Genomic DNA, 21,325 nt, shown 5'->3' with positions numbered 1-21,325 from the left:
CCCGTCGGGGCCGGGACGTTCTCGGGCGACTGCTCGACCGCAGGCTGCTCGACGGCCTCGGCCGGCCCGTCGACCTTCTTCTCGTCGGTCACCGCAGCAGACCCTTCATGTCGCTGGTCGGCAGGGCGGCCAGGCCCTCGGCCTCGAGCTCGCGGATCTGGGCGAGCCGGTTGGGGCCGAGCGGGGTGGCCTTGACCTTGTCGTGCAGCTTGAGGATCGCGTCGATCAGCATCTCCGGACGCGGCGGGCAGCCGGGAAGGTACATGTCGACGGGTACGACGTGGTCGACGCCCTGGACGATGGCGTAGTTGTTGAACATGCCGCCGCTGCTGGCGCAGACGCCCATGGCGAGCACCCACTTGGGCTCGGCCATCTGGTCGTAGATCTGGCGGAGGACCGGAGCCATCTTCTGGCTGACCCGGCCGGCGACGATCATGAGGTCGGCCTGCCGCGGGCTGGCCCGGAAGACCTCCATGCCGAAGCGGGCGAGGTCGTACTTCGGACCGCCGCTCGTCATCATCTCGATCGCGCAGCAGGCGAGGCCGAACGTCGCGGGCCAGAAGCTGGCCTTGCGGAAGTAGCCGGCAACCCCCTCGACCGTGGTCAGCAGGACGCCGCTCGGGAGCTTCTCTTCGAGACCCACAGGTTCCCTCTCAGTCCCACTCGAGGCCGCCGCGGCGCCATACGTAGACGTAGGCGACGAAGACGGTGGCGATGAAGACGACCATCTCGACCAGCCCGAACCAGCCCATGGCGTCGAACTGCACGGCCCACGGGTAGAGGAAGATGATCTCGATGTCGAAGACGATGAAGAGCATCGCGGTGATGTAGTACTTCACCGGGAAGCGCCCCCCGATGGCCTGCGGCGTCGGCTCGATGCCGCACTCGTAGGAGTCGAGCTTCGCGCGGTTGTAGCGGGCAGGCCCGGTCAGCGCACTCAACGCGACCGAGCCGACCGCGAACAGCGCGGCCAGCGCCGCGAGGACCAGTACCGGTGTGTAGAGCTCCAACTGCCTCCCCTTCCCGTGCGAGGGCCCTGCGCCAGCGCCCGGATCGTGATCTTGTGAAAGTAATCACGAGTGGCGCGGCACACATACTGCCACCCCGCGGCGGCCTTCGCACAACGGGGTGCGGGGGATCGGAATACGCCGCTGACCTGGGGATTTACCTCACGGAGGCGTGGCTTAATTCAGGGGGATGGGGTGGGTGGGGGGCGGGATACCCGGTCGACCGGGTATCCCACGGGTTGTCCGCCTCTGCAGTGGCCGACAACCCGTGGGAAAGGACGTTGACCGGGTATTCCACGCGCCCCGCAGAGGCCGGACGCCGGTTCGCGAACGGTCAGGCGGTCGCCCGGTGCATCGCGACGATGCCCCCGGAGAGGTTGCGCCACTCCGGCCTCGCCCAGCCGGCCTCGGCGATCATCGCGGCCAGACCGGCCTGGTCGGGCCAGGCGCGGATGGACTCGGCGAGGTAGACGTAGGCGTCCGGCGAGGAGGAGACGGTCCTCGCGAGCGCCGGGAGCGCCTTCATGAGGTACTCCAGGTAGACCGTGCGCCACGGGCTCCACGTCGGGTGGCTGAACTCGCAGACCACCAGCCGGCCGCCGGGCCGGGTGACCCGGCGCATCTCGGCGAGGCCCTTGACCGGGTCGACGATGTTGCGGAGGCCGAACGAGATGGTCACCGCGTCGAAGGTGCCGTCCGCGAACGGCAGCCTCGTGCCGTCGCCGGCGGTGAAGGGGAGGTGCGGCAGCTGCTTCTTGCCGACCTGCAGCATGCCGATCGAGAAGTCGCACGGGACGACGGTGGCGCCGGCGTCGGCGAAGGGCTGGCTCGACGTACCGGTGCCGGCAGCGAGGTCGAGCACCTTGTCGCCGTACGCCGGATCGACCGCTGCGAGCACCTCGCGCCGCCACCGCCGGTCCTGCCCGAACGACAGCACGTCGTTGGTGATGTCGTACCGCTTGGCGACCGCGTCGAACATGCGACGGACGTCGGCGGGCTGCTTGTCGAGTGCTGCGCGGGCCACCCCGGAACTGTAGTGCCGGGCGACTCATCGCAACCAAAGGGGCGGCTGCTGCGTCCTCTCCGGTACAAGACCAAGAACGCAGCACCCGAGAAGCCCGAGGAATCCCATGTCCGTCGTCCGTCGTTTCACCATCGTCGCCTTCGTCGCGGCGCTCCTGTGCGGCCTTGCCTACGGCGTCGGATCAGCTAGCCAGGCCGGGAGCCTCCCGTGGCAGCGTCCCGTGGAGGACGTGACCCCCGTCGCCGACCGCCCCGACGCCAAGGTTCCCGCGGACCTGCCCACGACCGACGCTCCCGACGAGTCCGCCGACGACCCGACCGACGGTCCTGCCGCGGAGCCCGAGGAGCCGGTCGAGCCGGAGCTCGTGCCCGGCCCGGCCCTGGTCGCTCCCGGCGACTCCGGGGACGACGTGCGCGACCTCCAGGCGCGGCTCGCGCAGATCGACTGGTTCAACGCCGACGTGACCGGGTTCTACGGCGACGTCACCGAGGCGGCCGTCCGCGGCTTCCAGGCCAAGCGGGAGATCCCGGTGACCGGCGAGGTCGACCGGCGCACGCTCGACCGGCTCCTCGCGATGACCACCGAGCCGACCGAGGCCGAGCTCACCGGTCAGACCGCCACCAACGCTCCTGGCGCGCTCGACCCCCGCTGCCTCGAGGGCCGGGTGCTCTGTGTCGACAAGTCCAGCAACACGCTGCGCTGGGTCGTCGACGGCGACGTCCAGAAGACGGTGGACGTCCGGTTCGGTGGCGAGTTCACCCCGACCCGCGAGGGCGTGTTCAGCGTCTTCCAGAAGAGCCGCGACCACGTGTCGAGCCTCTACGACACGCCGATGCCGTTCGCCATGTTCTTCTCCGGCGGCCAGGCCGTGCACTACTCCCCCGACTTCGCCGCGGTCGGCTACGACGGCGCCTCCCACGGGTGCGTCAACGTCCGCGACTACGACGGGATCGCCTGGCTCTACGACCAGGTCCAGATCGGCGACACGGTCGTCGTCTACTGGAGCTGAGGGTCTCGACGGGCTCGACCGACAAGTCGAGGCCGACGTGTCACAGCCTCCGCAGGAGCGGTGTCTCATGGCGACACCGCAACCGAGGAGGACGACATGAGCAACACCCGGATTCCCGCCGCCGAGGTCACCGGCTTCAAGGGCGCGCTGCTGAAGCGGATGATGAAGAAGACGCTCGGCCAGGTGCCGACCTCCCTCGGCGTCTACTGGCACAACCAGAAGGTGCTGATGACCCTGGGCGGGCTGGGCGGCAAGCTGAAGAAGTGGGACGCCTGCGACGAGTCCCTGAAGACGTTCGCGCACATGGCGGTCGCGTCGTACATCGGCTGCACGTGGTGCCTCGACTTCAACTACTTCGAGGCGCACAACAAGAACCTCGACATGGACAAGGCCCGCGAGGTGCCGCGCTGGCGGGAGTCGGACGTCTTCACCACGCTCGAGCGCGAGGTGATGGACTACGCCGAGGCGATGAGCCGGACGCCGGTCACCGTCACCGACGAGATGGTCGCGAGCCTGCGCAACCAGCTGGGCGACGCGGCGGTGGTCGAGCTGACCGCGGTCATCGCGTTCGCCAACTTCACCACCCGCGGCAACGTCGCGCTCGGCATCGAGTCGGACGGGTTCGCCGCGGCGTGCGGGCTCAGGCCCCTGGCCGAGCCGTCGACCGCCGGAGCCGTACGGTCGTGATCGTGAGCGATCCGTTCGTCGAGCACCGCAGCCTGCTCTTCACCGTCGCCTACGAGATGCTCGGCTCGGCCGCCGATGCCGAGGACGTGGTGCAGGAGAGCTGGCTGCGGTGGGCCGGTGTCGACCAGGCAGAGGTGCGCGACCCGCGTGCCTACCTGGTCCGCATCGTGACCCGGCAGTCCCTGAACAAGCTGCGCTCACTGTCCCGGCGGCGGGAGGACTACGTCGGGGAGTGGCTGCCCGAGCCGCTGCTGACGTCCCCCGACGTCGCCGAGGACGTCGAGCTGGCCGAGAACGTGTCGATCGCGATGCTCACCGTGCTCGAGACACTGGGACCGGCCGAGCGGGCGGTCTTCGTCCTGCGCGAGGTGTTCGACACGCCGTACGACGAGATCGCCGAGGCCGTCGGGAAGTCGCCGGCCGCGGTCCGCCAGATCGCGCACCGGGCGAAGGAGCACGTCGCCGCGCGGCGACCGCGGATGCAGGTGAAGCACGACGAGCAGAAGGCCGCCGTCGAGAAGTTCCTCGCCGCGGTCCAGGGCGGTGACCTCCAGTCGCTGCTCGAGGTGCTTGCGCCCGACGTGGTGCTGGTCGCCGACGGAGGAGGCGTCGCCGCCGCGGCGCGCAAGCCGGTCCGCGGCGCCGACAAGGTCACGGCGTTGCTCGGCACCGCGTGGCGGCTCAACGTCGAGTTCACCGGCATGCCGCTCTCGATCAACGGCCTGCCCGGCGCCAGGCTCGACGTCCCGCTGGACGGCTCGACCACGGCACTCAGCTTCGTCGTCGAGGGTGGCCGCATCACCCGGATCTACGCGATGCGCAACCCGCACAAGCTGCAGAGGCTCGGGGACGTGACGTCGCTACAGCGGTGAGCCCCGCCAGAACCGCTATCCCAGCCCGGACTGGGTGACGACGTCGTCCACGATGTCGGCGGTCTGCTCGACGGTGATGCCCGGTACGGCGTACACGTTGATCGTGCGCCCGGCGACCTCGCGCTGGCACTGCGCCTGGAACGGCGGGGCCTTCTGCTCGAAGGCCTGGGTCTGCCACTGGCCGAAGCACACGCTCTCGCCCTGGCGGGAGTACTCGCCGACGCTCTCGTTGTTGGCCGAGAGCTCCGGCGGCACCGGTGGGCCGGTCTGGAGGAACAGGCCGGACCCGCCGGCGTAGATCGTGACCGCGACGCGCACCTGCTCGTCGGACGTCGTGTAGACGCCGACCGCGGTGTCCTCGCCGAACGCCTCGGTCAGGGTGTCGGCGCCGTAGCCCTCGACCTCGTCGAACAGGGCGGCGTACTCCGACTGCACGTCGGAGTAGCGCACCAGCGCGCCGTCGAGCAGCGTCGCGGGCAACAGCTCGCCGACCGGGGTGTCGTCGGCCTCCTCCTGCTCCTCGGCCTCCGCAGGAGCGTCGATCTCGTCGCCCTCGACCTCCGGGAGTCCGACGGCGAAGCCGAAGACACCGGCGAGCAGGAGGATGCCGGAGGCGGCACCGACGAGAGTGGAGCGCAAGGGCATCCGGCAATCATGCCTTGGCGCTCGTCCCTCAGAGGTCGGCGCCGTCCGGAAGGCGGACGTACTCGAGCCCGGCGGCGCCGAGGAAGCGGCCGTAGTGGCCGTCGGCGATGCCGAGGCCCGCCTCCGAGTAGGTGCGGTCGTGGATCGCCACGTTGCGGGGCGCGCCCACCAGGCGGGCGAAGTCGATGCCCTCGGACACCTTCATCCAAGGGGCACACACGGGCGCGAGGAGCACGTCGACGTCCTGGTCCGGCACGGTCAGCGCGTCGCCGGGGTGGAACACGGTGGTGTCGCCGAGCCCGAGCAGGTACCCGGTGTTGTCGAACCGCGGCAGCTCGTCGTGGATCACCGCGTGCAGCTCCCCCACCGCGGTCACCGGGACCGTCCCGACGGTGAACTCCTCGCCGGGCCGGACGACCGTCACCCGCTCGGTCAGGTCCGGCGCACCGTCGCTGACCTGCGCCGCGACCGCCGTGATCGTGTAGATCGGCGCGGTGGTCCGGCGCAGGTGGTCGGGGTGGTAGTGGTCGGGATGCTCGTGGGTGATGAGCACCGCGTCCGCACCGTCGACGGCGCCGGCGTCGGTGAAGACGCCGGGATCCAGCACCAGCACCGTGCCGTCGTGCTCGATCCGGACACAGGAGTGGCCGAGCTTGGTGAGTCGCATGGTTCACGCTAACGCCGGAACCAGGGGGCTCGTCGACCGCTTGAGCCGGGCGTGATCGCGACGCGATCAGGCCGTGAGGTGGTGCACGAAGCACCACCGCCAGTCCTCGCCGGGCTCGACCGAGCGCATGACCGGGTGGGTGCTCTCGTGGAAATGGGCCGTCGCGTGACGGTGGGGTGAGGAGTCGCAGCAGCCGATGTGACCGCAGCCGAGGCACATCCGCAGCGCGACCCAGCGGCTGCCGATCGCCAGGCAGTTCTCACACGCGACCTCACCGGCCGGCTCCGTCACCGGGGTCGACGCCAGGTGGTCGCACACCTGGCCGACCGGTGTCCGCACCCGCACCGCCTCCACCTCCGCCCGCTCCTGCTCCGCGGCGTCGAGCATCGACTCCTCGATGTCGAGCATGGCCAGCACGTCGCTGACCACCTCGGACGCCACCGACCCGGTCGAGCGGATCTCCAGCACCCGCCTGCGCTCGGCCTCGATCATCTCCTCGCGCACCCGCGCGTAGAGCGCTGCCGGGCTCTCCTCCCCCGCCGTCGTGCCGAGCCGCTCCCAGGCCGCGAAGTTGCGCTGCTCGATCCGCTGCCGGATCAGGTCGGCGACGCCGTACGGGTCGTCGTCCGCGTCGAGCTCGTCGAGGTGCGCGTAGCCGGCCTTGGACGCCTGCTGCAGCAGGGTCGCCCGCGCCAGCGCGTCGTCCATCGGGTCCGGGGCCGGCACGCGCAGCCGGCGCGCGAGCCAGCCGAGGCTCAGCCCCTGCAGCAGGAGCGTGCCGGCGACCACGGTGAACGCGATCATCAGCAGCACCTCGCGGTGCGGCACCGACTCCGGGATGATGAACGCCGCGGCGAGGGTGACCACACCGCGCATGCCGGCCCACCCGATGAGGAACGTGTACGACGCGGGCGGCCGCTTCCCGGTCGTCGGATCGAGCCCGGGGCGGATGAGCAGGTAGCGCGCGGGGAACACCCACGCCAGCCGGAGCACGATGACCGCTGCCAGCGTCGCCAGGCAGACCGTCACGATCGTGCTGGCGGAGAGCGTGCTCGCGCGCACGTCGTCGACCAGCCAGTGGGCCTGCAGGCCGATCAGCAGGAAGACGGTGTTCTCGAGCACGAACGCCAACGTGCGCCAGTTCATCCGCTCGGCGATCCGCGACTGCGCGGTCTGCAGGATCGGCGCCTTGTGGCCGAGCAGCAGGCCGGCGACCACCACGGCGACCACACCGGAGGCGTGGATCTCCTCGGCCGCGATGTAGGTCGCGAACGGCACGACCAGCGAGATCCCGGTGTCGAGGAGCGGGTCGGTGACGTGCCTGCGGATCTTCGCGACGACCAGGAAGCCGAGGATGCCGATGACCAGCCCGCCGCCGGCGGCGAGGAGGAAGTCGAGCCCGACCTCCCACACCGAGGTCATCGCCACCGAGGTCGTTCCGATCGCCGCGATCGCCGTCCGCAGGGCGACCAGCGCGGTGGCGTCGTTGAGCAGGGACTCTCCCTCGAGGATCGTCACGATCCGGCGCGGCAGCCCGATCCGACGCCCGATCGCCGTCGCGGCCACCGCGTCGGGCGGCGCGACGACGGCGCCGATCGCGAACGAGGCGGCCCACCCGATCTCGGGCAGGATCGCGTGCACCACGACGGCGACGCCGACCGTCGTGAACGCGACCAGACCCACCGACAGCAGCAGGATCGACCGGCGGTTGGCGTTGAAGTCGACGAGCGACGTGCCGAGGGCGGCGGCGTAGAGCAGCGGCGGCAGCAGTCCGAGGAGCACGACCTCCGGCTCGAGGTGGATCGTCGGGACGCCCGGGAGGTAGGACCCCGCCCAGCCGACCAGGATCAGCGGGATCGGGGCGGCGATCCCCAGCCGGCCGGTGATCGCGGTGACTGCGAGCACGGTGACGGCGATGGCCACGAGCAGCAGGGCGATCTCCACGGGGACATTCTCCCGGCTGACCGTTCCCCGAGCGTCACCGCCACAACATGGACAGCAGCCGGGTCGCCCCGTCGACCATCCGCTCGGTGGTGAACCGGCCGGGGTCGTCGATCAGCAGCCTGCCGAAGTGCTCGAGGATCGCCAGCACCGCGTGGGCGTAGAGCTCGGCGTCGAACGGCGGCCCGTCCTGCGTCGTGCTCACGCCCGCGATGAGGTCGGCGAAGATCAGGCGGACCCGCTCGCGGTCGGCCTCGATCCGCTGCCTGACCACCTCGGGCAGCCCCTCGGGCGGCTGGAGGATCGGCCGCCAGGTGTCCGGGTCCTCCCGGATCATCGTCGCCAGCTGCTCGATCCCGGCCTTCACCAGGCCGACCGGGTCAGCGGGGTCCGCGTCCTCGGGGAGCGCCTGCAGCAGTCGGCCGAACGCCCGCACCTGCTGCCGGTCGAGCAGCGCGGTCAGCAGGTCGCCGAGCCCCTCGAACGCCCCGTACACCACCGGGCGGGTGACCCCGGCCTCCTTGGCGATCGCGTCGACCGAGACGCCGCCGTACCCGTCGCGCACGATCACCCGGAGCGCCGCATCCATCAGCTGCTCGCGGCGCACCTCCATCGGCACGCGCGCGGCGTACGGACGGCGCTGGCGCGGGGCATCGGGCACATCCGGAACCTTAGTGCGCACACCCCTTCCCCTAAATACTACAGTTGTGTAGTAATAGGGTCATGAGACGCAAGGATGTGCAGCCCCACGAGGACTACGGGTTCTTCGGCCCCGACTCCGTGACCTGGAAGGTGTGGTCCTACCCCACGTCGCTCACCATCGGCTTCCAGCGGGCGGTCGTCGTCGAGGAGCTCGACCCCGCCCTCGTGGCGTCGGTGACCGAGACCCACGCCATCTTCGACCGGCCCCGCACCCGCTACGACCGGACGCTGCGGTACTTCGCGCTCGTCGCGTTCGGGCCGAGCCGCGAGACGTCGCGGGCGGCGGACGTGCTCGTGAAGATCCACTCCAAGGGGATCGGGACCTGCCCCGTCACCGGGATCAGGTACGACGCCAACGACCCCGACAGCCAGCTCTGGATCCAGCTCACCGGATGGCACTCCATCCTGCTCGCCTACGAGCGGTACGGCCCGGGGAGGCTGAGCCCCGAGGAGGAGGCGCAGTACTGGGCGGAGTGCGCGGTCGCCGCCGAGCTGCAGACCTGCGACCCGGCCGACGTCCCCCGCAACCGCGAGGAGCTTCGCGCCTACTACGAACGGATGCGGCCCCAGCTGCTCGGTAGCGACATCGCGAAGGATGCGATGAACCAGCTGCTCGACGCCCGGGTGATGCTTCCGGAGCTGCCGTGGTTCCTGGCGCCGGTCAGCTGGATCTCCGCGGTCCTCCTGCGCAAGGGCACGATCGCGACCCTGCCGCAGTGGATGCGCGAGGAGAGCGGCCTGCAGCAGTCACGGGTGACCGACGCGGCGATCCGTCCGGTGCTGCGGATCGCGTTCTGGCTCGCGTCGCTCAACGGCTCCGTCGCCGTGCAGCTGCTCCGGCTGCTGTCGCCGATGACAGTCTCGGTCGCGGCGCCGGTCCTGCTCGGCGTACCGCCCGAGCGCGAGGAGGTGCTCACTCCGGCGCAGGCCCGCGAGCGCTATGGCTACGACCGGCCGCGCGACGCCCATCTCGACCTGCGGGCCCGCCAGCACGCCAAGGTGTTCGGCGAGGGCGCGAGGCCGAGCGAGGAGGGGATCCTCGAGTCCGAGCCGGTCCTGGGCAGGATCTAGGGGGCTGCCCAGGACTCACTCGCTCGCCAGCGCCCGGATCCGGGCGTCGAGGTCGCGGCGGTCGGCCCTGCCGACCAGCACGTCGATGACCTCGATCCCACCATTGGGGCTGGCGAGCGCGTGCTCGAGCTCCGGCCGCGAGCTCACCCGCAGGAACGGTGTGCGGGTGGCGACGCACAGGCTCGCCAGGTCGACGCCGTGGGGGGTGCCGAAGAGCCGGTCGAACGCGGCCGCGTGCTCCGGCGCCCCCTGCTCGAGCATCGAGAAGATCGAGCCGCCGTCGTCGTTGACGACGACGATCGTCAGGTCCGGCCGCTCCTCGTAGGGCCCGAGCACCAGCGAGGACTGGTCGTGGAGGAACGTCACGTCGCCCATCAGCGCCAGGGCCCGGCTCGAGTCGCGCCCCAGCGCCGCGCCGATGGCCGTGCTGATGGTGCCGTCGATGCCGGAGAGCCCGCGGTTGGCGATCACCTTCCGCCGCTCCCCGACCCGGGCCGGCCGGGCCATCAGGTCGAGGTCGCGGATCGGGCTCGAGGCGCCGACGACGAGCAGCCCCTCGGGGGGCAGGACGGCGGACACGGCGGCCGCGACGTCGTACGGCGTCAGCCGGGGCTCTGCCGCGAGCAGCTGGTCGACCTTCCGACCCAGCTCGCGGTCGGCCTGCTGCCAGCGCTCGAGCCAGCCGGGGTCGTCCGGCTCGGCGGTGGGGATCCCGTCGAGCTCACGTGAGCCCGGCGGCCGCACCGGCCACGCGCCGCGCCCCGGCACGACGAGCACCTCCACGTCCTCGCGCGCGAGCAGCCGGGTGACCGGGCGCGACAGGGTCGGGCGGCCGAAGACCACCACGCGCTCGACCTCCGCCCCCAGGGACGTGCCGAGCAGCAGCCGGTAGGTGCGGAGCGCGTGGGTGCCCGTCCGGGCGCCGCTCGACGGCTCGGCGAGGAGCGGCCAGCCCGCCTGCTCCGCGAGCTGCCGGGCCCGGGGGCCGGCGTCGTCACCGGCGACCACGACGGTCCGGGGGCCGGTCGGCAGGGCGGGGATTTCGAGGCTCCGCGCTGCCGAGGCTCGCACCTCAGCCGCCGGCGGCGCCGCTGGTCGAGGTGCGAGCGCAGCGAGCCTCGAAACCGAGGCGTCCTCCGGCACCAGGGGCTCGTCGAGCCGGACGTTCAGGTGGAGCGGGCCCGGGCTGCCCCACGGGACCGCGTCGAGGTCGGCGACCTGCGCGACGTCGTACGTCGTCACGAGCGGGCCGAAGATGCCGACCTGGTCGGTCGTCTGGTTGGCCCCGGTGGCGCGCAGCCGGGCGGGCCGGTCCGCGGTCACCACGACCAGCGCGAGGCCGGCGTGCGCGGCCTCGAGCACGGCCGGGTGGAGGTTCGCGACGGCGGTGCCGGAGGTGCAGACGACCCCGGCCCGGGGGCCGACCTTGGTCAGCCCGAGCGCGAGGAAGCCGGCCGACCGCTCGTCGATCCGGGTGCGCAGCGTGATCCGGCCGGGCCCCTTCTCCTCCGCCCAGACGGCGAAGGCGAGCGGCGCGTTGCGCGAGCCCGGCGCGAGCACGACCTCGGTGACCTGCTCCTCGACCAGCCGCGCGACGACGGCTGCGCCGAGGTCGACGCCGCTGATGCTGCTCACGAGCGTCGATCCTGCCGCAGCGAGGCGACGTCGGCGTACCTGGCCTCCCACCACGCCACCCGGTCCGGTGGCGCGGCCAGCCGGTCGAGGGCGGCTTCGTCGACGTCGGGGCGTCCGACCGCGAGCGCGCCGTCGACCGGCAGGAGCGGGTCGACGGCGACGTCGTCGGTCAGCAGCTGCACGGTGGCGAGGCCGCAGGCGTAGGGCAGCTCCGGGAGCGCCGCCGCCAGCGCGACGCCGGCGGCGACGCCGGCGGACGTCTCCAGCGCCGACGAGACGACCACCGGCAGCCCGATGTCCTCGGCGATCCGCAGGCACGCCCGGACGCCGCCGAGCGGCTGCACCTTGAGCACCGCCACGTCCGCCGCCGCGAGGTCCCGCACCCGGTAGGGGTCAGATGCCCGCCGGATCGACTCGTCAGCGGCGATCGGCACGTCGACCCGGCGCCGGACGGCGGCCAGGTCCTCGACCGAGGCGGACGGCTGCTCGACGTACTCCAGGCCGCCGGCCGCGCGGTCCAGCGCACCGATCGCGGCGACCGCGTCGTCGACGGACCACGCCCCGTTGGCGTCGACCCGGATCCGCCCGTCCGCGCCGAGCGCGTCGCGCACCGCCTCGAGTCGTGCCTCGTCGTCAGCCAGCGTCTGACCGGGCTCGGCGACCTTGACCTTCGCCGTGCGACAGCCGCCGCGCAGGACGATCGCGTGGGCGGCCTCCGGGCCGACCGCCGGCACCGTCACGTTCACGGGTACGACGTCGCGGACAGGCTCGGGCCACTCGCCTGCCGCGGCCTCCTCCGCGCAGCGGAGCCACGGCTCGGCGACGTGCGCGTCGTACTCCAGGAACGGGCTCCACTCGCCCCACCCCGCCGTCCCGGGCAGCAGCACCGCCTCGCGCACCGTCAGCCCGCGGAAGCGGGTGCGCATCGGGATCGAGACCACCCTCATGGCCGCCCCACCCGCGCCAGCAGTGCCTGCCGGTCGGGCTTGCCGTTGGCCAGCAGCGGGACGTGGTCGAGGAGGACGAGCTCGCGTGGCGCCCACGAACGTGGGTGGGCCTCCGCGACCCAGTCGCGCAGCTCTGGCAGGGGGACCGAGCCGACGACGAACGCCACCACCCGGTTGCCCCACTCCTCGTCGGGGACGCCGAGCACCTCGGCCTCGGCCACCGCCGGGTGCTCACGGATCCGCGCCGCGACGGCGACGGCCGGCACGTTCACCCCGCCGGTCACGACCACGTCGTCGACCCGGCCCAGCACGACCAGCCGGCCGTCCTCGTCGATCCGGCCGGCGTCGGAGGTGAGGTACCACCCGTCGACCAGTGCCCGCCGCGTGAGCTCCGGCTCGTCGACGTACTCCTCGAACAGGGTGGGTCCCGCGATCCGGATCCGGCCACCCTCGCCGACCGCGACCGCCACGCCGTCGAGCGGCACGCCGTCGTAGACGCAGCCGCCTGCGGTCTCGGCGGCGCCGTACGTCGCCACCACCCGTACGCCGGCATCCCCCGCGCGCTCCCGGAGCGCGGCGTCGACGGGCCCGCCACCGAGCAGCACCGTGTGCGCCCGCCGCAGCGCGGACACCGCCTCGTCGTCGTCGAGCAGGCGGCCGAGCTGCGTCGGGACCAGCGAGACGAACCACCCCCTCCCGTCCGGCCAGCCGTCGCGCTCGAGCCAGACCGGGGGGTGTCCGGCGACCAGGGAGCGGACCAGGACCTGCACGCCCGCGACGTACGTCGGCGGCAGGGCCAGCACCCACGGCCCCGTCGCACCGAGCCTGCGCGCCGAGGCGGCGACCGACGCGAGCACGGCGTCGCGGCCGAGCGCGACCAGCTTCGGCGCGCCGGTGGACCCCGAGGTCGCGACCACGAGGCGCACGCCCTCCGGGCCGTCGAGCCAGGTGCGGATCTGCTCGACCACCTCCGGCGCGGAGTCCTGCGGGGTCCAGAAGCTCACGGGGCGAGGCTAGCCGGGCAGATATTCGGTGGCCGGGTGTCGGTGGCCTGCGATGGAATGCGACGAGTGACGACCACCCTTCCCGGGGACCAGCGCGGCTTCCTGCGGCGACTGATCCCGCCGACCCCGCTGTCGCGCCGGCTCGCGACCCAGTCGATGCTGTTCGCGACCGGCGAGAGCGCGTTCATGACCGGCAGCGCGGTGTTCCTGACGCTCGTCGTCGGGATGTCCGCCGGCAAGGTCGGCGTGGCCCTCACGATCATGGGCGTCGCGGAGTTCCTGTTCGCCTACCCCGCAGGTCGCGTCGTCGACCGGCTCGGTCCGAAGCGGGTCTGGGCGCTGTCGACGCTGGGCCGCGCCGTCGTGTTCTGTGCGCTGCCGTTCGTCTCCGGGTTCCAGGAGTACGTCGCCGTCGCCATCGTCTTCGCGCTGTTCGCCTCGCTCGGCGGGTCGAGCCACCAGGCCTACGTGCTCGACGTCCTGCCCCGCCACCAGCGGGTCGAGACCCAGGCCTACATGTACTCCTGGCTCAACGTGGGCCACACCCTCGGCGCCATGATCGGCGGCATCGCGCTGGCGACCGACAGCCTGACCGTCATCCGGTGGACGCCGTTCTTCGCCGCGGCGACGATGCTGGCCAACGCGTTCTGGGTCTCGCGGCTGCCGGCGGCTCCCCACGACCTCCGGATCGCGAGCGGCGAGCGGCGGGTGCGGCCGACCGGACCGGGTCCGATCCGCAACATCGGGTGGATCCTGACGACGTTCTTCATGGGCGTGCTGTGGACCAACCAGGTCCTGCTGCAGATCGTGATCCCGCTGTGGCTGGTCGACGCCACCGACGCCCCGCACGTGCTGCTGGCCTGGCTGTTCGGCACCAACACCGTGCTCTGCATCTTCCTGCCGGCCTACACCTCGAAGGGTGTGCGCAACCTCCGCGACGCGATGCGCTACACCTGGATCTCGTCGGCGTTCTTCATCGTCTCCTGTGTGGTCACGATGATCACCCACTCGACCGTCGGCCTCATCACCGTGCTGCTGGTCTGGCTCGGCCACCTCACCGTGACCGGCGCCGAGCTCGCGATCTCCGGCGCGAGCTGGTCGTTCGAGGCCGAGCTGTCCGACCCGGCGCGCCGCGGGGAGTACCAAGGCGTCCAGGAGGTCAGCAGCGCGCTCGGCTTCCAGTGGGCGCCCGCGCTCTACACCTGGCTGGCGCTGTCGTGGGCGGGCGGCCAGGGCTGGCTGGTGATCGCCGGCATCGTGGTCGTGGCGACGCTCGGTCTCGGGCCGTCGGTGCGGATGGCGGAGCGGTTCCGCGACCAGCACTTCCCGCCGGAGGAGGAGACGGGGCCGGAGACCGGGACGCCGGCCGCCGGGGTGGACCTCGCGAGCGAGCCCTCCTAGACTTATCTTGATGTCAAGATATCTACCGGAGCGGGTCCTCCGGCTGGCCGGCCCGACCACGCTGGTCCGCCGGCTCTCCTCCCAGTCGGTGCTGTCCGCGTTCGGCGACGGCGTCTTCCTCACCGGCAGCGCGGTGTTCTTCACCCAGATCGTCGGCCTCTCCGCGGCGCAGGTCGGCCTCGGCCTCTCGCTGTCCGGGCTCGCGACGTTCGTCCTCGCGGTGCCACTGGGCAAGCTGAGCGACCGCTACGGCGCCAAGCTGGTCTGGGCGCTCAGCTCGCTCGTCGAGGCGCTGCTCTACCTGGTGTGGCTCGTGGTCGGCGACATGACGTCGTTCGTGGCGATGATGATCGGGCTCGGCCTCGTGCAGGCCGCCAGCCGCTCGTCGCGAAACGCCTACCGGTTCGACGTCTTCCCGCGCGAGGAGCGGGTCCGGTCGAACGCCTACTTCCGCGCCGCTCGCAACGTCGGCTACACCCTCGGCGCGCTCCTCGCCGGCGTCGCGCTCGCGACCAACGACGACGACGTCGTGCGGGTGGTGCCCGTCGTGACCGCCGGCCTGCTGCTCCTCAACGCCGCGCTCGTCGCCCGCCTCCCGCGGGCCGCCCACCACATCGACACCGAGCCCCTGCTCGAGGTCGCGCTCGAGGCGTCGGACGAGCGCCGGAGCGCGCTCCGCAACCGGGGCTACGTCGCGATGGCGATCCTCGGCGGCGTGCTGTCGACCCACCAGATCCTGCTCAACGTCGTCATCCCGCTGTGGCTGGTCGAGGAGACCGACGCCCCGCGGGTGCTGCTGGCGTGGCTGTTCGGCACCAACACCGTGATGGCGGTGCTGCTCCAGGTCGCCGCCGCGCGCGGCATCGCCACCGTCGCCGACTCGCTGCGCGCCCAACGCCGCGGCGCGTTCTTCTTCGTGCTCTCGTGTGGCATCGTCCTCGTCACCCACGACACGGTCGGCTGGGTGACGATCGCGCTGGTCTGGATCGGCCACGTGACGGTCACCGGCGCCGAGCTGTTCCAGTCGGCTGGCGAGTGGGGCCTCCAGGCCGAGCTCTCCGACCCGGAGCGCCGCGGGGAGTACCAGGGCGTCTCCCAGCTCGGCTTCACCCTCGGCTCGGTCTGGGCGCCGGCGCTCTACACCTTCCTCGCGATGGAGTGGGGCACGCCCGGCTGGGTAGTCATCGCCGCGATCGTGCTCGTCGCCGCGGTCCTGATCCACCCCGCAGCGCGGGCGGCGGAGCGGCACCTGGAGAAGCAGGGCATCGAGCAGCCTGCTTGAATCGCTGCATCATGGCCACCCCCGCTCACTGGCTCCAGGGCGCCCGCCCGCGCACCCTCCCCGCGGCCGTCGCGCCGGTCGTCGCCGGCACCGGCGTCGCGGCGTACTCCGGTCATGGATCCGAGGCGGTGTGGTGGAAGGCACTGTTGGCCCTGGTGGTCAGCCTGGCGCTGCAGGTGGCGGTCAACTACGCCAACGACTACTCCGACGGCATCCGTGGCACCGACGACGAGCGGGTCGGCCCGCTCCGGCTCGTCGGGTCGGGGCTCGCGTCGCCTGCCGCGGTGAAGCGGGCAGCGTTCCTCGCCTTCGGCGTGGCCGGCGTCGCCGGCCTGGTCCTCGCCGCCACCACCGCCTGGTGGCTGGTAGCCGTCGGCCTGCTCTGCGTGCTCGCCGCCTGGTACTACACCGGCGGCTCGAAGCCGTACGGCTACCTCGGCCTCGGCGAGGTGATGGTCTTCGTGTTCTTCGGCCTGGTCGCGGTCGTCGGTACGACCTACGTCCAGACGGAGGAGTGGGGCGACAGCGGCTGGGCCGCCCTGGTCGCCGGAGCCGGCGTCGGCGCGCTCGCCTGCGCGATCCTCGTCGCCAACAATCTTCGCGACATCCCGACCGACACCGTGGCCGGCAAGATCACGCTCGCCGTACGACTGGGTGACCGCCGGACCCGGGCGTTCTACGCCGCGCTCGTGCTGCTCGCCACCGGCGCCCTCCTGGGCGTCGCCGTGCTCACCACCCCGTGGGCGCTGCTCGGGCTGCCGTTCCTCGCCCTGGCCGCGCCGGCGTGCCGGACGGTCCTCGGCGGCGCCGTCGGACCGGGTCTGATCCCCGTGCTCCAGCAGACCGGCCTGGCCGAGCTGGTCTGGGCCGTGGGCTGCGGCATCGGCCTCGCCGTGGCCTGAGTCAGTCCGCGTCTTCCTTGGCGCGCTGCTGCTCGAACTTCTCGGCCGCCTTCGCCGCCCGGCCCTGCACCTTCTCGGCGAGCTTCTCGCGCTGCCGCTCGAGGAGGAAGTACGACGCCACGCCGCTCACCGCGAACGCGATCACGATCACCCAGATCAGCGGGACGTCCCCGGTGATGAGGAACCAGATGCCGAACACGATCGCGCCCGACCCGAAGAACAGGCCGAGCCGCAGCAGGGTGTAGACCCAGAACTCCTTCACGTCACCCAGGGTAGGTCCACCGGGTGAAGTGTTCTCAATCCGTGACACGGGGTGACCAGACACGATCTACATTGGAGGTGTGCTCAAGTTCTTGGTGGTCATCCTGGTCTTCGCGGCCGTGACCTACCTCGTCACGCGGGCGCTCCAGGAGCGGGGCCCCGGCAATCGGCCCGGGATGCCGCGTCCGAAGCCGAAGCGGCCCAGCACCCCGCCCCGTCCCGTCGCCCCCGACGACGACGAGGACTTCCTGCGCGACCTCGACCGCAAGCGGCTGAATCCGCCCGACGAGAACGGCTAGGACCCGGCCGGTCGCTCGACCGGTGCCTCCAGCGCGTAGGAGTGCTGGCTGCTGGACGAGAAGTAGTTGACGCCGATGAAGTTGAACCACAGCGTCGCCAGCCCGACCAGGGCGAGGATCGCCGCGTTGCGGCCCTTCCACCCGGCCGTCGCGCGGGCGTGGAGGTAGCCGGCGTAGACCACCCAGGTGATGAACGCCCACACCTCCTTCGGGTCCCAGTTCCAGTAGCGCGACCACGCCTCGTGCGCCCAGATCGGGCCGGTGATGAGCACTGCGAAGGTCCACACCGGGAACGCGAACGCGTGCACGCGGTAGGCCAGCTTGTCGAGGGCGTCGAGGGAGGGGACCCGGCCGAGCCAGCCCTCCGTGGTGGTCGAGCCGGTCGCTTCGCTGCCCTTGCGCATCTTGACGAGGTACACGATCGACGCGATGCCGCCCAGCGTGAACGCGCCGGTCGCGATGACCGCGGAGACGACGTGGATGACCAGCCAGTAGGAGTTGAGCGCCTCGCGCAGCGGCTGCACCGGCTCGTGCAGCCAGATGACGGCGACCATCAGCGTGGTCAGCACGAAGGTAACGACGAGCGGCGCCATCCACCCGAGCCGGAACCGCCGGTGGAGCCCGAGGTACATCAGGGTCACGACGAAGGTGCCGGCGACCGTGAACTCGTACATGTTGCCCCACGGCACCCGGTTCGGGTCCGCGGCCATGCCCCGGCCGACCAGGCCGACCAGGTGGGCTCCCGCAGCGATGCAAGTGAGGAGGAAGCCGAGCCGGCCGAGGAACGCGGCGCGCTCCGCCGCCGTACGACGTGCGTTGCTGGTCGAGGCGGGCGGCGCCTCGGCGCCCACGAGCGCCGCCTCCCGCGGCGCCGGCTGGCGGAGCGTCGCCCACTCGGCGAGGTGCACCAGCAGGGCGGCGAAGTAGACGAGCCCGGCCACGGCCACGCCCTGGTTGCTCAGGGTCTCCCATGCAGCGTCGGTCACGGGCGCTCCTTCTCGTCGTGCAATGCTGCGACCAGGTCGGTCAGCACCTCGGCCAGGTCGCCGTTGCCGGACCGGTCGAGCCCGGCGACCTCGACGACCGTTGTCGTCCCGCCGGCCATTGTGTCCCCTGCCCCGTCACCGGCCACAGCCCGGGCGCGCACCCACACCCGACGCGGCCGGATGAAGAGCGACCCGCAGAGGCCGATCAGGGCCAGCACGACGCCCGCCAGGGCGACCTCCTTGCCGGGTGACTGGCTGATCTGGACCCGCACCCACGGCTCGACCCGCTCGAAGGTCACCGAGCCGAGGCCGTCGGGCAGCTCGATCGTCTCGCCGACGGACAGGTCGAGCCGGAACGGCTTGCCGTCCTCGTCGGTCACCAGGGTGGCGTCCTCCTTGTCGAGGACGTAGATCGACTGCGCCTCGCCGGAGTCCAGCCCGAGGTCACCGGAGTAGACGAGCAGCGACACCAGCGGGTTGCGCGCGTCGGGGAAGACGGAGACCGGGTCGCCCTGGTAGAGGTCGAAGGTCGGGTAGAGCAGTCCCTCGAGGCCGATCTGCTCAGGCTCCGCGGGGGGTGCCTTCACGACGCCGAACGACACGAACGAGGAGTCCTGCGGCAGGAACACGGTCGGGCCGGTCCAGGCGATGTTGCCCTCGCCGTCACGGATCGTGATGACCGGTGCGTAGCCGTGGCCGATCAGGAAGACGTCCGTGCCGCCGATCGACAGGGGGTGGTTGACCTTGAGGTCGTAGGAGCGCTCCGGGCCGTCGCCCTCCCGGTAGGACAGCCCGGCCACGAACCCCCGCGCCGTGCCGGCGCCGGACCCCTCCTCCAGCCACTCGACCTCGAAGTCCTCGACGGTGAAGTCGAACTCGTCGAGCTGCTCCGGGGTGAAGAGACCGCCGGGGTCGAAGTCGTCGTACTGCGTGAGGTTGTTGCCGAACGTCGACCCCTGCACCAGGATCACGCCGCCCTGGTAGCCGAACAGCCCGCCGATCGCGAAGCCCGCCAGCACGACCAGCACCGACAGGTGGAAGAGCAGGTTGCCGGCCTCGCGGAGGTAGCCGCGCTCGGCGCTGACCGCGTCCGACTCGCCGGTCGAGCCGGTCGAGCCGGTCGAGCCGGTCGAGACCCGGAGCCGGTAGCGCCTGCCCAGCACCTTCCGGGCGCGGGCGAGCACCTCGTCGGCCGGCAGGGAGGTCTCGTACGACGTGTGCTCGGGCAGCCGGGAGAGGTTGCGCGGGGCGGCCGGCGGCTGGGCCCGCAGCGCGCGGGCGTAGACCAGGCAGCGCGGGATGATGCAGCCGACCAGCGACAGCACCAGCAGCAGGTAGATCGCGGAGAACCAGATCGAGTCGTAGACCGAGAACAGGTCGAGCTTCTCGTAGATCGGCGTGAGGTCGGGGTGCTCCTCCTTCCACCGGGTCACGGCGAGCGCGTCGACGCCCGACTGGGGGACCACCGACCCGGGAATGGCCGCCAGCGCGAGCAGCAGGAGCAGCACCAGCGCCGTCCGCATCGAGGTGACCTGGCGCCAGGTCCACCGCAGCAGCTCGCGCGCGGTCAGCTCGCCCCGGGCGACGGGGCGACCCTCCCGCTGCCCTTCGGGCGCAACCACCGAATCGGGGTCCCCGCGGCGTTCTTCGTCAGGGGAGCGCAGCGGAGGAGACGAAGAACGCCGTGGGGTGATCTTCATATGGCGACCTCGAAGCCGCCGACGAACCTCAGCTGGACCCACTGGACCGCCTGGTCCCACCAGCCGGTGACGAGGAGCAAACCGATCACGACCAGCATCAGCCCGCCGAGCCGCATCACCCAGACCTGGTGCCGGCGCACCCACGCGACCGCGCCGAGGGTCCGCCGGTAGGCGACGGCCGCGACGACGAACGGGAGACCGAGCCCGAGCGCGTAGCAGAGCGAGAGGAGCGCCCCCCGGAGCGCCGTGGCGTCGGTGTAGGTCAGGTTGACGATCACGCCGTACGTCGGGCCGATGCACGGCGTCCACCCGATCGCGAAGAGCGCGCCGATGAGCGGTGCGGCGCCCAGCCCGACCGCCGGGATCTTGTGGACGCGCCAGTCGCGCTGGAGCCACGGCAGCAGCCCGGAGAAGACCAGGCCGAGCACGATCAGGCCGATGCCGAGCACCAGGGTGATCTCGTCCTGCCAGCCGCGGAGCCAGGAGCCGACGCTGCCGAACGCGGCGCCGAGGAGCACGAAGACGACCGCGAAGCCGAGGACGAACAGCACCGAGCCGGCCAGCATCCGCCCGCGGTGCCGGGCGGCCTCACCCGCGGCGAGGTCGGCGCCGGACAACCCGGTCGCGTAGGACAGGTAGCCGGGCAGCAGCGGGATCACGCAGGGCGAGAAGAAGGACACCAGGCCGGCGATCACGGCGACGGGTACGGCGAGCGCGAGCGACCCGGCGGCCGCCTGGCTCTCGAACCACTCACCCATCGGCGTCCTCCTCGAGGAGGTCCTCGACGATCGTGACGAGGGTGGTCTTGGACGGGACCTCCCCGCTGATCAGCGCGGCGACCCGTCCCTCCCGGTCCAGGATCGCCGTGGCCGGCATCGAGGAGGGCCGGTAGCGGCCGAACTCGTCGAGGGTCTCGCTGCCCGGGTCGTAGATCGAGGGGTAGGTCACGTCGAGGTCGCGCTCGAAGGCGGCCGCGTTCTCCGGCGCCGCGTCGCGGATGTTGATGCCGACGAACGCCGTCTCGTCGGCCGGCAGGTCGGCCTCCGCCTCGACGAGCATCGGCATCTCGGTGCGGCACGGACCGCACAGCGACCACCAGACGTTGACGACCACGACCTGGCCGCGCAGGTCGGCCAGGTCGAGCGGGTCGCCCTGGACCGTCTCGCCGCTCACCCCGACCGGGTCGTCGCGGTCCTCCGGCGCGACCTCGGTGACGTTGCCCTGGCCGGGCACGTAGTCGAGGTCGCCGGTGCCCGCGAAGTCGGAGCAGCCGGTGAGGAGGA

Annotated in this window: 23 protein-coding genes; 8 read left to right on the top strand and 15 right to left on the bottom strand. The window is 71.9% G+C overall.

Annotated elements, in window-relative coordinates:
- Nucleotides 1-88: 88 nt before the first annotated feature.
- The 3 genes from F0U47_RS05390 to F0U47_RS05380 form a co-directional block, all read right to left on the bottom strand.
- Nucleotides 89-643 carry a NuoB/complex I 20 kDa subunit family protein gene (locus tag F0U47_RS05390; protein WP_149749300.1) on the bottom strand — a complete coding sequence of 185 codons (555 nt, stop codon included), beginning with the start codon at nucleotides 641-643 and terminating at the stop codon, nucleotides 89-91.
- A 10-nt stretch (nucleotides 644-653) separates the two neighbouring features.
- Entirely contained in the window at nucleotides 654-1,010 is a 357-nt protein-coding gene (locus F0U47_RS05385) for an NADH-quinone oxidoreductase subunit A (protein WP_149749299.1), read from the bottom strand.
- Nucleotides 1,011-1,341: 331 nt separating this feature from the next.
- Entirely contained in the window at nucleotides 1,342-2,031 is a 690-nt protein-coding gene (locus tag F0U47_RS05380) for a demethylmenaquinone methyltransferase (RefSeq protein WP_149749298.1), read from the bottom strand.
- A gap of 106 nt (nucleotides 2,032-2,137) precedes the next feature.
- On the opposite strand from F0U47_RS05380, the gene F0U47_RS05375 reads away from it, so the two are divergent.
- The 3 genes from F0U47_RS05375 to F0U47_RS05365 all read left to right on the top strand — a co-directional run bounded on the left by F0U47_RS05375 (nucleotide 2,138) and on the right by F0U47_RS05365 (nucleotide 4,599).
- Nucleotides 2,138-3,040, top strand: coding sequence for a L,D-transpeptidase family protein (locus F0U47_RS05375; RefSeq protein WP_149749297.1), 903 nt, complete (start codon nucleotides 2,138-2,140; stop codon nucleotides 3,038-3,040).
- 96 nt (nucleotides 3,041-3,136) lie between these two features.
- Nucleotides 3,137-3,727, top strand: coding sequence for a carboxymuconolactone decarboxylase family protein (locus F0U47_RS05370; protein ID WP_149749296.1), 591 nt, complete (start codon nucleotides 3,137-3,139; stop codon nucleotides 3,725-3,727).
- A 2-nt stretch (nucleotides 3,728-3,729) separates the two neighbouring features.
- Nucleotides 3,730-4,599: an RNA polymerase sigma-70 factor gene (locus F0U47_RS05365; RefSeq protein ID WP_149749295.1), complete on the top strand. Its 870-nt coding sequence runs from the start codon at nucleotides 3,730-3,732 to the stop codon at nucleotides 4,597-4,599.
- A gap of 15 nt (nucleotides 4,600-4,614) precedes the next feature.
- Here F0U47_RS05365 and F0U47_RS05360 read toward each other — a convergent pair whose 3' ends face one another.
- The 4 genes from F0U47_RS05360 to F0U47_RS05345 all read right to left on the bottom strand — a co-directional run bounded on the left by F0U47_RS05360 (nucleotide 4,615) and on the right by F0U47_RS05345 (nucleotide 8,513).
- The gene (locus F0U47_RS05360; protein ID WP_149749294.1) at nucleotides 4,615-5,244 is read right to left on the bottom strand and encodes a hypothetical protein; all 630 of its coding nucleotides are present in this window, start codon (nucleotides 5,242-5,244) and stop codon (nucleotides 4,615-4,617) included.
- 28 nt (nucleotides 5,245-5,272) lie between these two features.
- Nucleotides 5,273-5,911, bottom strand: coding sequence for an MBL fold metallo-hydrolase (locus F0U47_RS05355; protein WP_149749293.1), 639 nt, complete (start codon nucleotides 5,909-5,911; stop codon nucleotides 5,273-5,275).
- Nucleotides 5,912-5,977: 66 nt separating this feature from the next.
- Complete coding sequence (locus tag F0U47_RS05350) at nucleotides 5,978-7,855, bottom strand: cation:proton antiporter domain-containing protein (RefSeq protein ID WP_149749292.1); 1,878 nt, start codon at nucleotides 7,853-7,855, stop codon at nucleotides 5,978-5,980.
- 34 nt (nucleotides 7,856-7,889) lie between these two features.
- On the bottom strand, nucleotides 7,890-8,513 hold the full coding sequence (locus F0U47_RS05345) for a TetR/AcrR family transcriptional regulator (protein WP_149749291.1): 624 nt from the start codon (nucleotides 8,511-8,513) through the stop codon (nucleotides 7,890-7,892).
- Nucleotides 8,514-8,575: 62 nt separating this feature from the next.
- Here F0U47_RS05345 and F0U47_RS05340 point away from each other — a divergent pair, with 62 nt between their 5' ends.
- Nucleotides 8,576-9,625 carry an oxygenase MpaB family protein gene (locus F0U47_RS05340; protein WP_149749290.1) on the top strand — a complete coding sequence of 350 codons (1,050 nt, stop codon included), beginning with the start codon at nucleotides 8,576-8,578 and terminating at the stop codon, nucleotides 9,623-9,625.
- Between the two features lie 15 nt (nucleotides 9,626-9,640).
- On the opposite strand, the gene menD is transcribed toward F0U47_RS05340, so the two are convergent.
- The 3 genes from menD to F0U47_RS05325 are packed head-to-tail and all read right to left on the bottom strand — an operon-like array spanning nucleotide 9,641 to nucleotide 13,211.
- Nucleotides 9,641-11,260, bottom strand: coding sequence for a 2-succinyl-5-enolpyruvyl-6-hydroxy-3-cyclohexene-1-carboxylic-acid synthase (menD, locus tag F0U47_RS05335; RefSeq protein WP_246159470.1), 1,620 nt, complete (start codon nucleotides 11,258-11,260; stop codon nucleotides 9,641-9,643).
- Complete coding sequence (locus F0U47_RS05330) at nucleotides 11,257-12,207, bottom strand: o-succinylbenzoate synthase (RefSeq protein WP_149749289.1); 951 nt, start codon at nucleotides 12,205-12,207, stop codon at nucleotides 11,257-11,259. Before F0U47_RS05330 ends, menD begins: the two co-directional genes overlap by 4 nt.
- Nucleotides 12,204-13,211: an AMP-binding protein gene (locus F0U47_RS05325; protein ID WP_246159469.1), complete on the bottom strand. Its 1,008-nt coding sequence runs from the start codon at nucleotides 13,209-13,211 to the stop codon at nucleotides 12,204-12,206. The genes F0U47_RS05330 and F0U47_RS05325 overlap by 4 nt, the downstream gene beginning before the upstream one ends.
- Before the next feature lie 66 nt (nucleotides 13,212-13,277).
- Between F0U47_RS05325 and F0U47_RS05320 the strand changes: the two genes are divergently transcribed.
- Genes F0U47_RS05320 through F0U47_RS05310 form a run of 3 tightly spaced genes read left to right on the top strand, consistent with a single transcriptional unit; the run spans nucleotide 13,278 to nucleotide 16,796 of the window.
- The gene (locus F0U47_RS05320) at nucleotides 13,278-14,612 is read left to right on the top strand and encodes an MFS transporter (protein ID WP_246159468.1); all 1,335 of its coding nucleotides are present in this window, start codon (nucleotides 13,278-13,280) and stop codon (nucleotides 14,610-14,612) included.
- Between the two features lie 10 nt (nucleotides 14,613-14,622).
- The gene (locus F0U47_RS05315) at nucleotides 14,623-15,894 is read left to right on the top strand and encodes an MFS transporter (RefSeq protein ID WP_149749287.1); all 1,272 of its coding nucleotides are present in this window, start codon (nucleotides 14,623-14,625) and stop codon (nucleotides 15,892-15,894) included.
- Nucleotides 15,895-15,905: 11 nt separating this feature from the next.
- The gene (locus F0U47_RS05310; RefSeq protein ID WP_149749286.1) at nucleotides 15,906-16,796 is read left to right on the top strand and encodes a 1,4-dihydroxy-2-naphthoate polyprenyltransferase; all 891 of its coding nucleotides are present in this window, start codon (nucleotides 15,906-15,908) and stop codon (nucleotides 16,794-16,796) included.
- A 1-nt stretch (nucleotide 16,797) separates the two neighbouring features.
- Here the strand turns inward: F0U47_RS05310 and F0U47_RS05305 are convergent, their stop codons facing one another.
- A complete protein-coding gene (locus F0U47_RS05305; protein ID WP_149749285.1) occupies nucleotides 16,798-17,058 on the bottom strand; it encodes a DUF4229 domain-containing protein in 261 nt (86 codons plus the stop codon).
- Nucleotides 17,059-17,137: 79 nt separating this feature from the next.
- Here F0U47_RS05305 and F0U47_RS05300 point away from each other — a divergent pair, with 79 nt between their 5' ends.
- Complete coding sequence (locus F0U47_RS05300; RefSeq protein ID WP_149749284.1) at nucleotides 17,138-17,356, top strand: hypothetical protein; 219 nt, start codon at nucleotides 17,138-17,140, stop codon at nucleotides 17,354-17,356.
- On the opposite strand, the gene ccsB is transcribed toward F0U47_RS05300, so the two are convergent.
- The 4 genes from ccsB to F0U47_RS05280 form a co-directional block, all read right to left on the bottom strand.
- Nucleotides 17,353-18,342: a c-type cytochrome biogenesis protein CcsB gene (ccsB, locus tag F0U47_RS05295; RefSeq protein ID WP_149749283.1), complete on the bottom strand. Its 990-nt coding sequence runs from the start codon at nucleotides 18,340-18,342 to the stop codon at nucleotides 17,353-17,355. The two genes, F0U47_RS05300 and ccsB, sit on opposite strands and share 4 nt — an antisense overlap.
- Nucleotides 18,339-19,964, bottom strand: a complete 1,626-nt coding sequence (gene resB / locus F0U47_RS05290) for a cytochrome c biogenesis protein ResB (RefSeq protein WP_246159467.1) — start codon at nucleotides 19,962-19,964, stop codon at nucleotides 18,339-18,341. Before resB ends, ccsB begins: the two co-directional genes overlap by 4 nt.
- Nucleotides 19,965-20,038: 74 nt before the next feature.
- Nucleotides 20,039-20,800: a cytochrome c biogenesis CcdA family protein gene (locus tag F0U47_RS05285; protein WP_149749281.1), complete on the bottom strand. Its 762-nt coding sequence runs from the start codon at nucleotides 20,798-20,800 to the stop codon at nucleotides 20,039-20,041.
- On the bottom strand, nucleotides 20,793-21,275 hold the full coding sequence (locus tag F0U47_RS05280; protein ID WP_246159466.1) for a TlpA disulfide reductase family protein: 483 nt from the start codon (nucleotides 21,273-21,275) through the stop codon (nucleotides 20,793-20,795). The genes F0U47_RS05285 and F0U47_RS05280 overlap by 8 nt, the downstream gene beginning before the upstream one ends.
- Between the last annotated feature and the right edge of the window lie 50 nt (nucleotides 21,276-21,325).

It is taken from the genome of Nocardioides antri, assembly GCF_008373765.1.
In the GTDB taxonomy this organism is placed as follows: domain Bacteria; phylum Actinomycetota; class Actinomycetes; order Propionibacteriales; family Nocardioidaceae; genus Nocardioides; species Nocardioides antri.
Note: the sequence above shows the minus strand (reverse complement) of the source record. Positions and strands in the feature narration are given on the sequence as shown.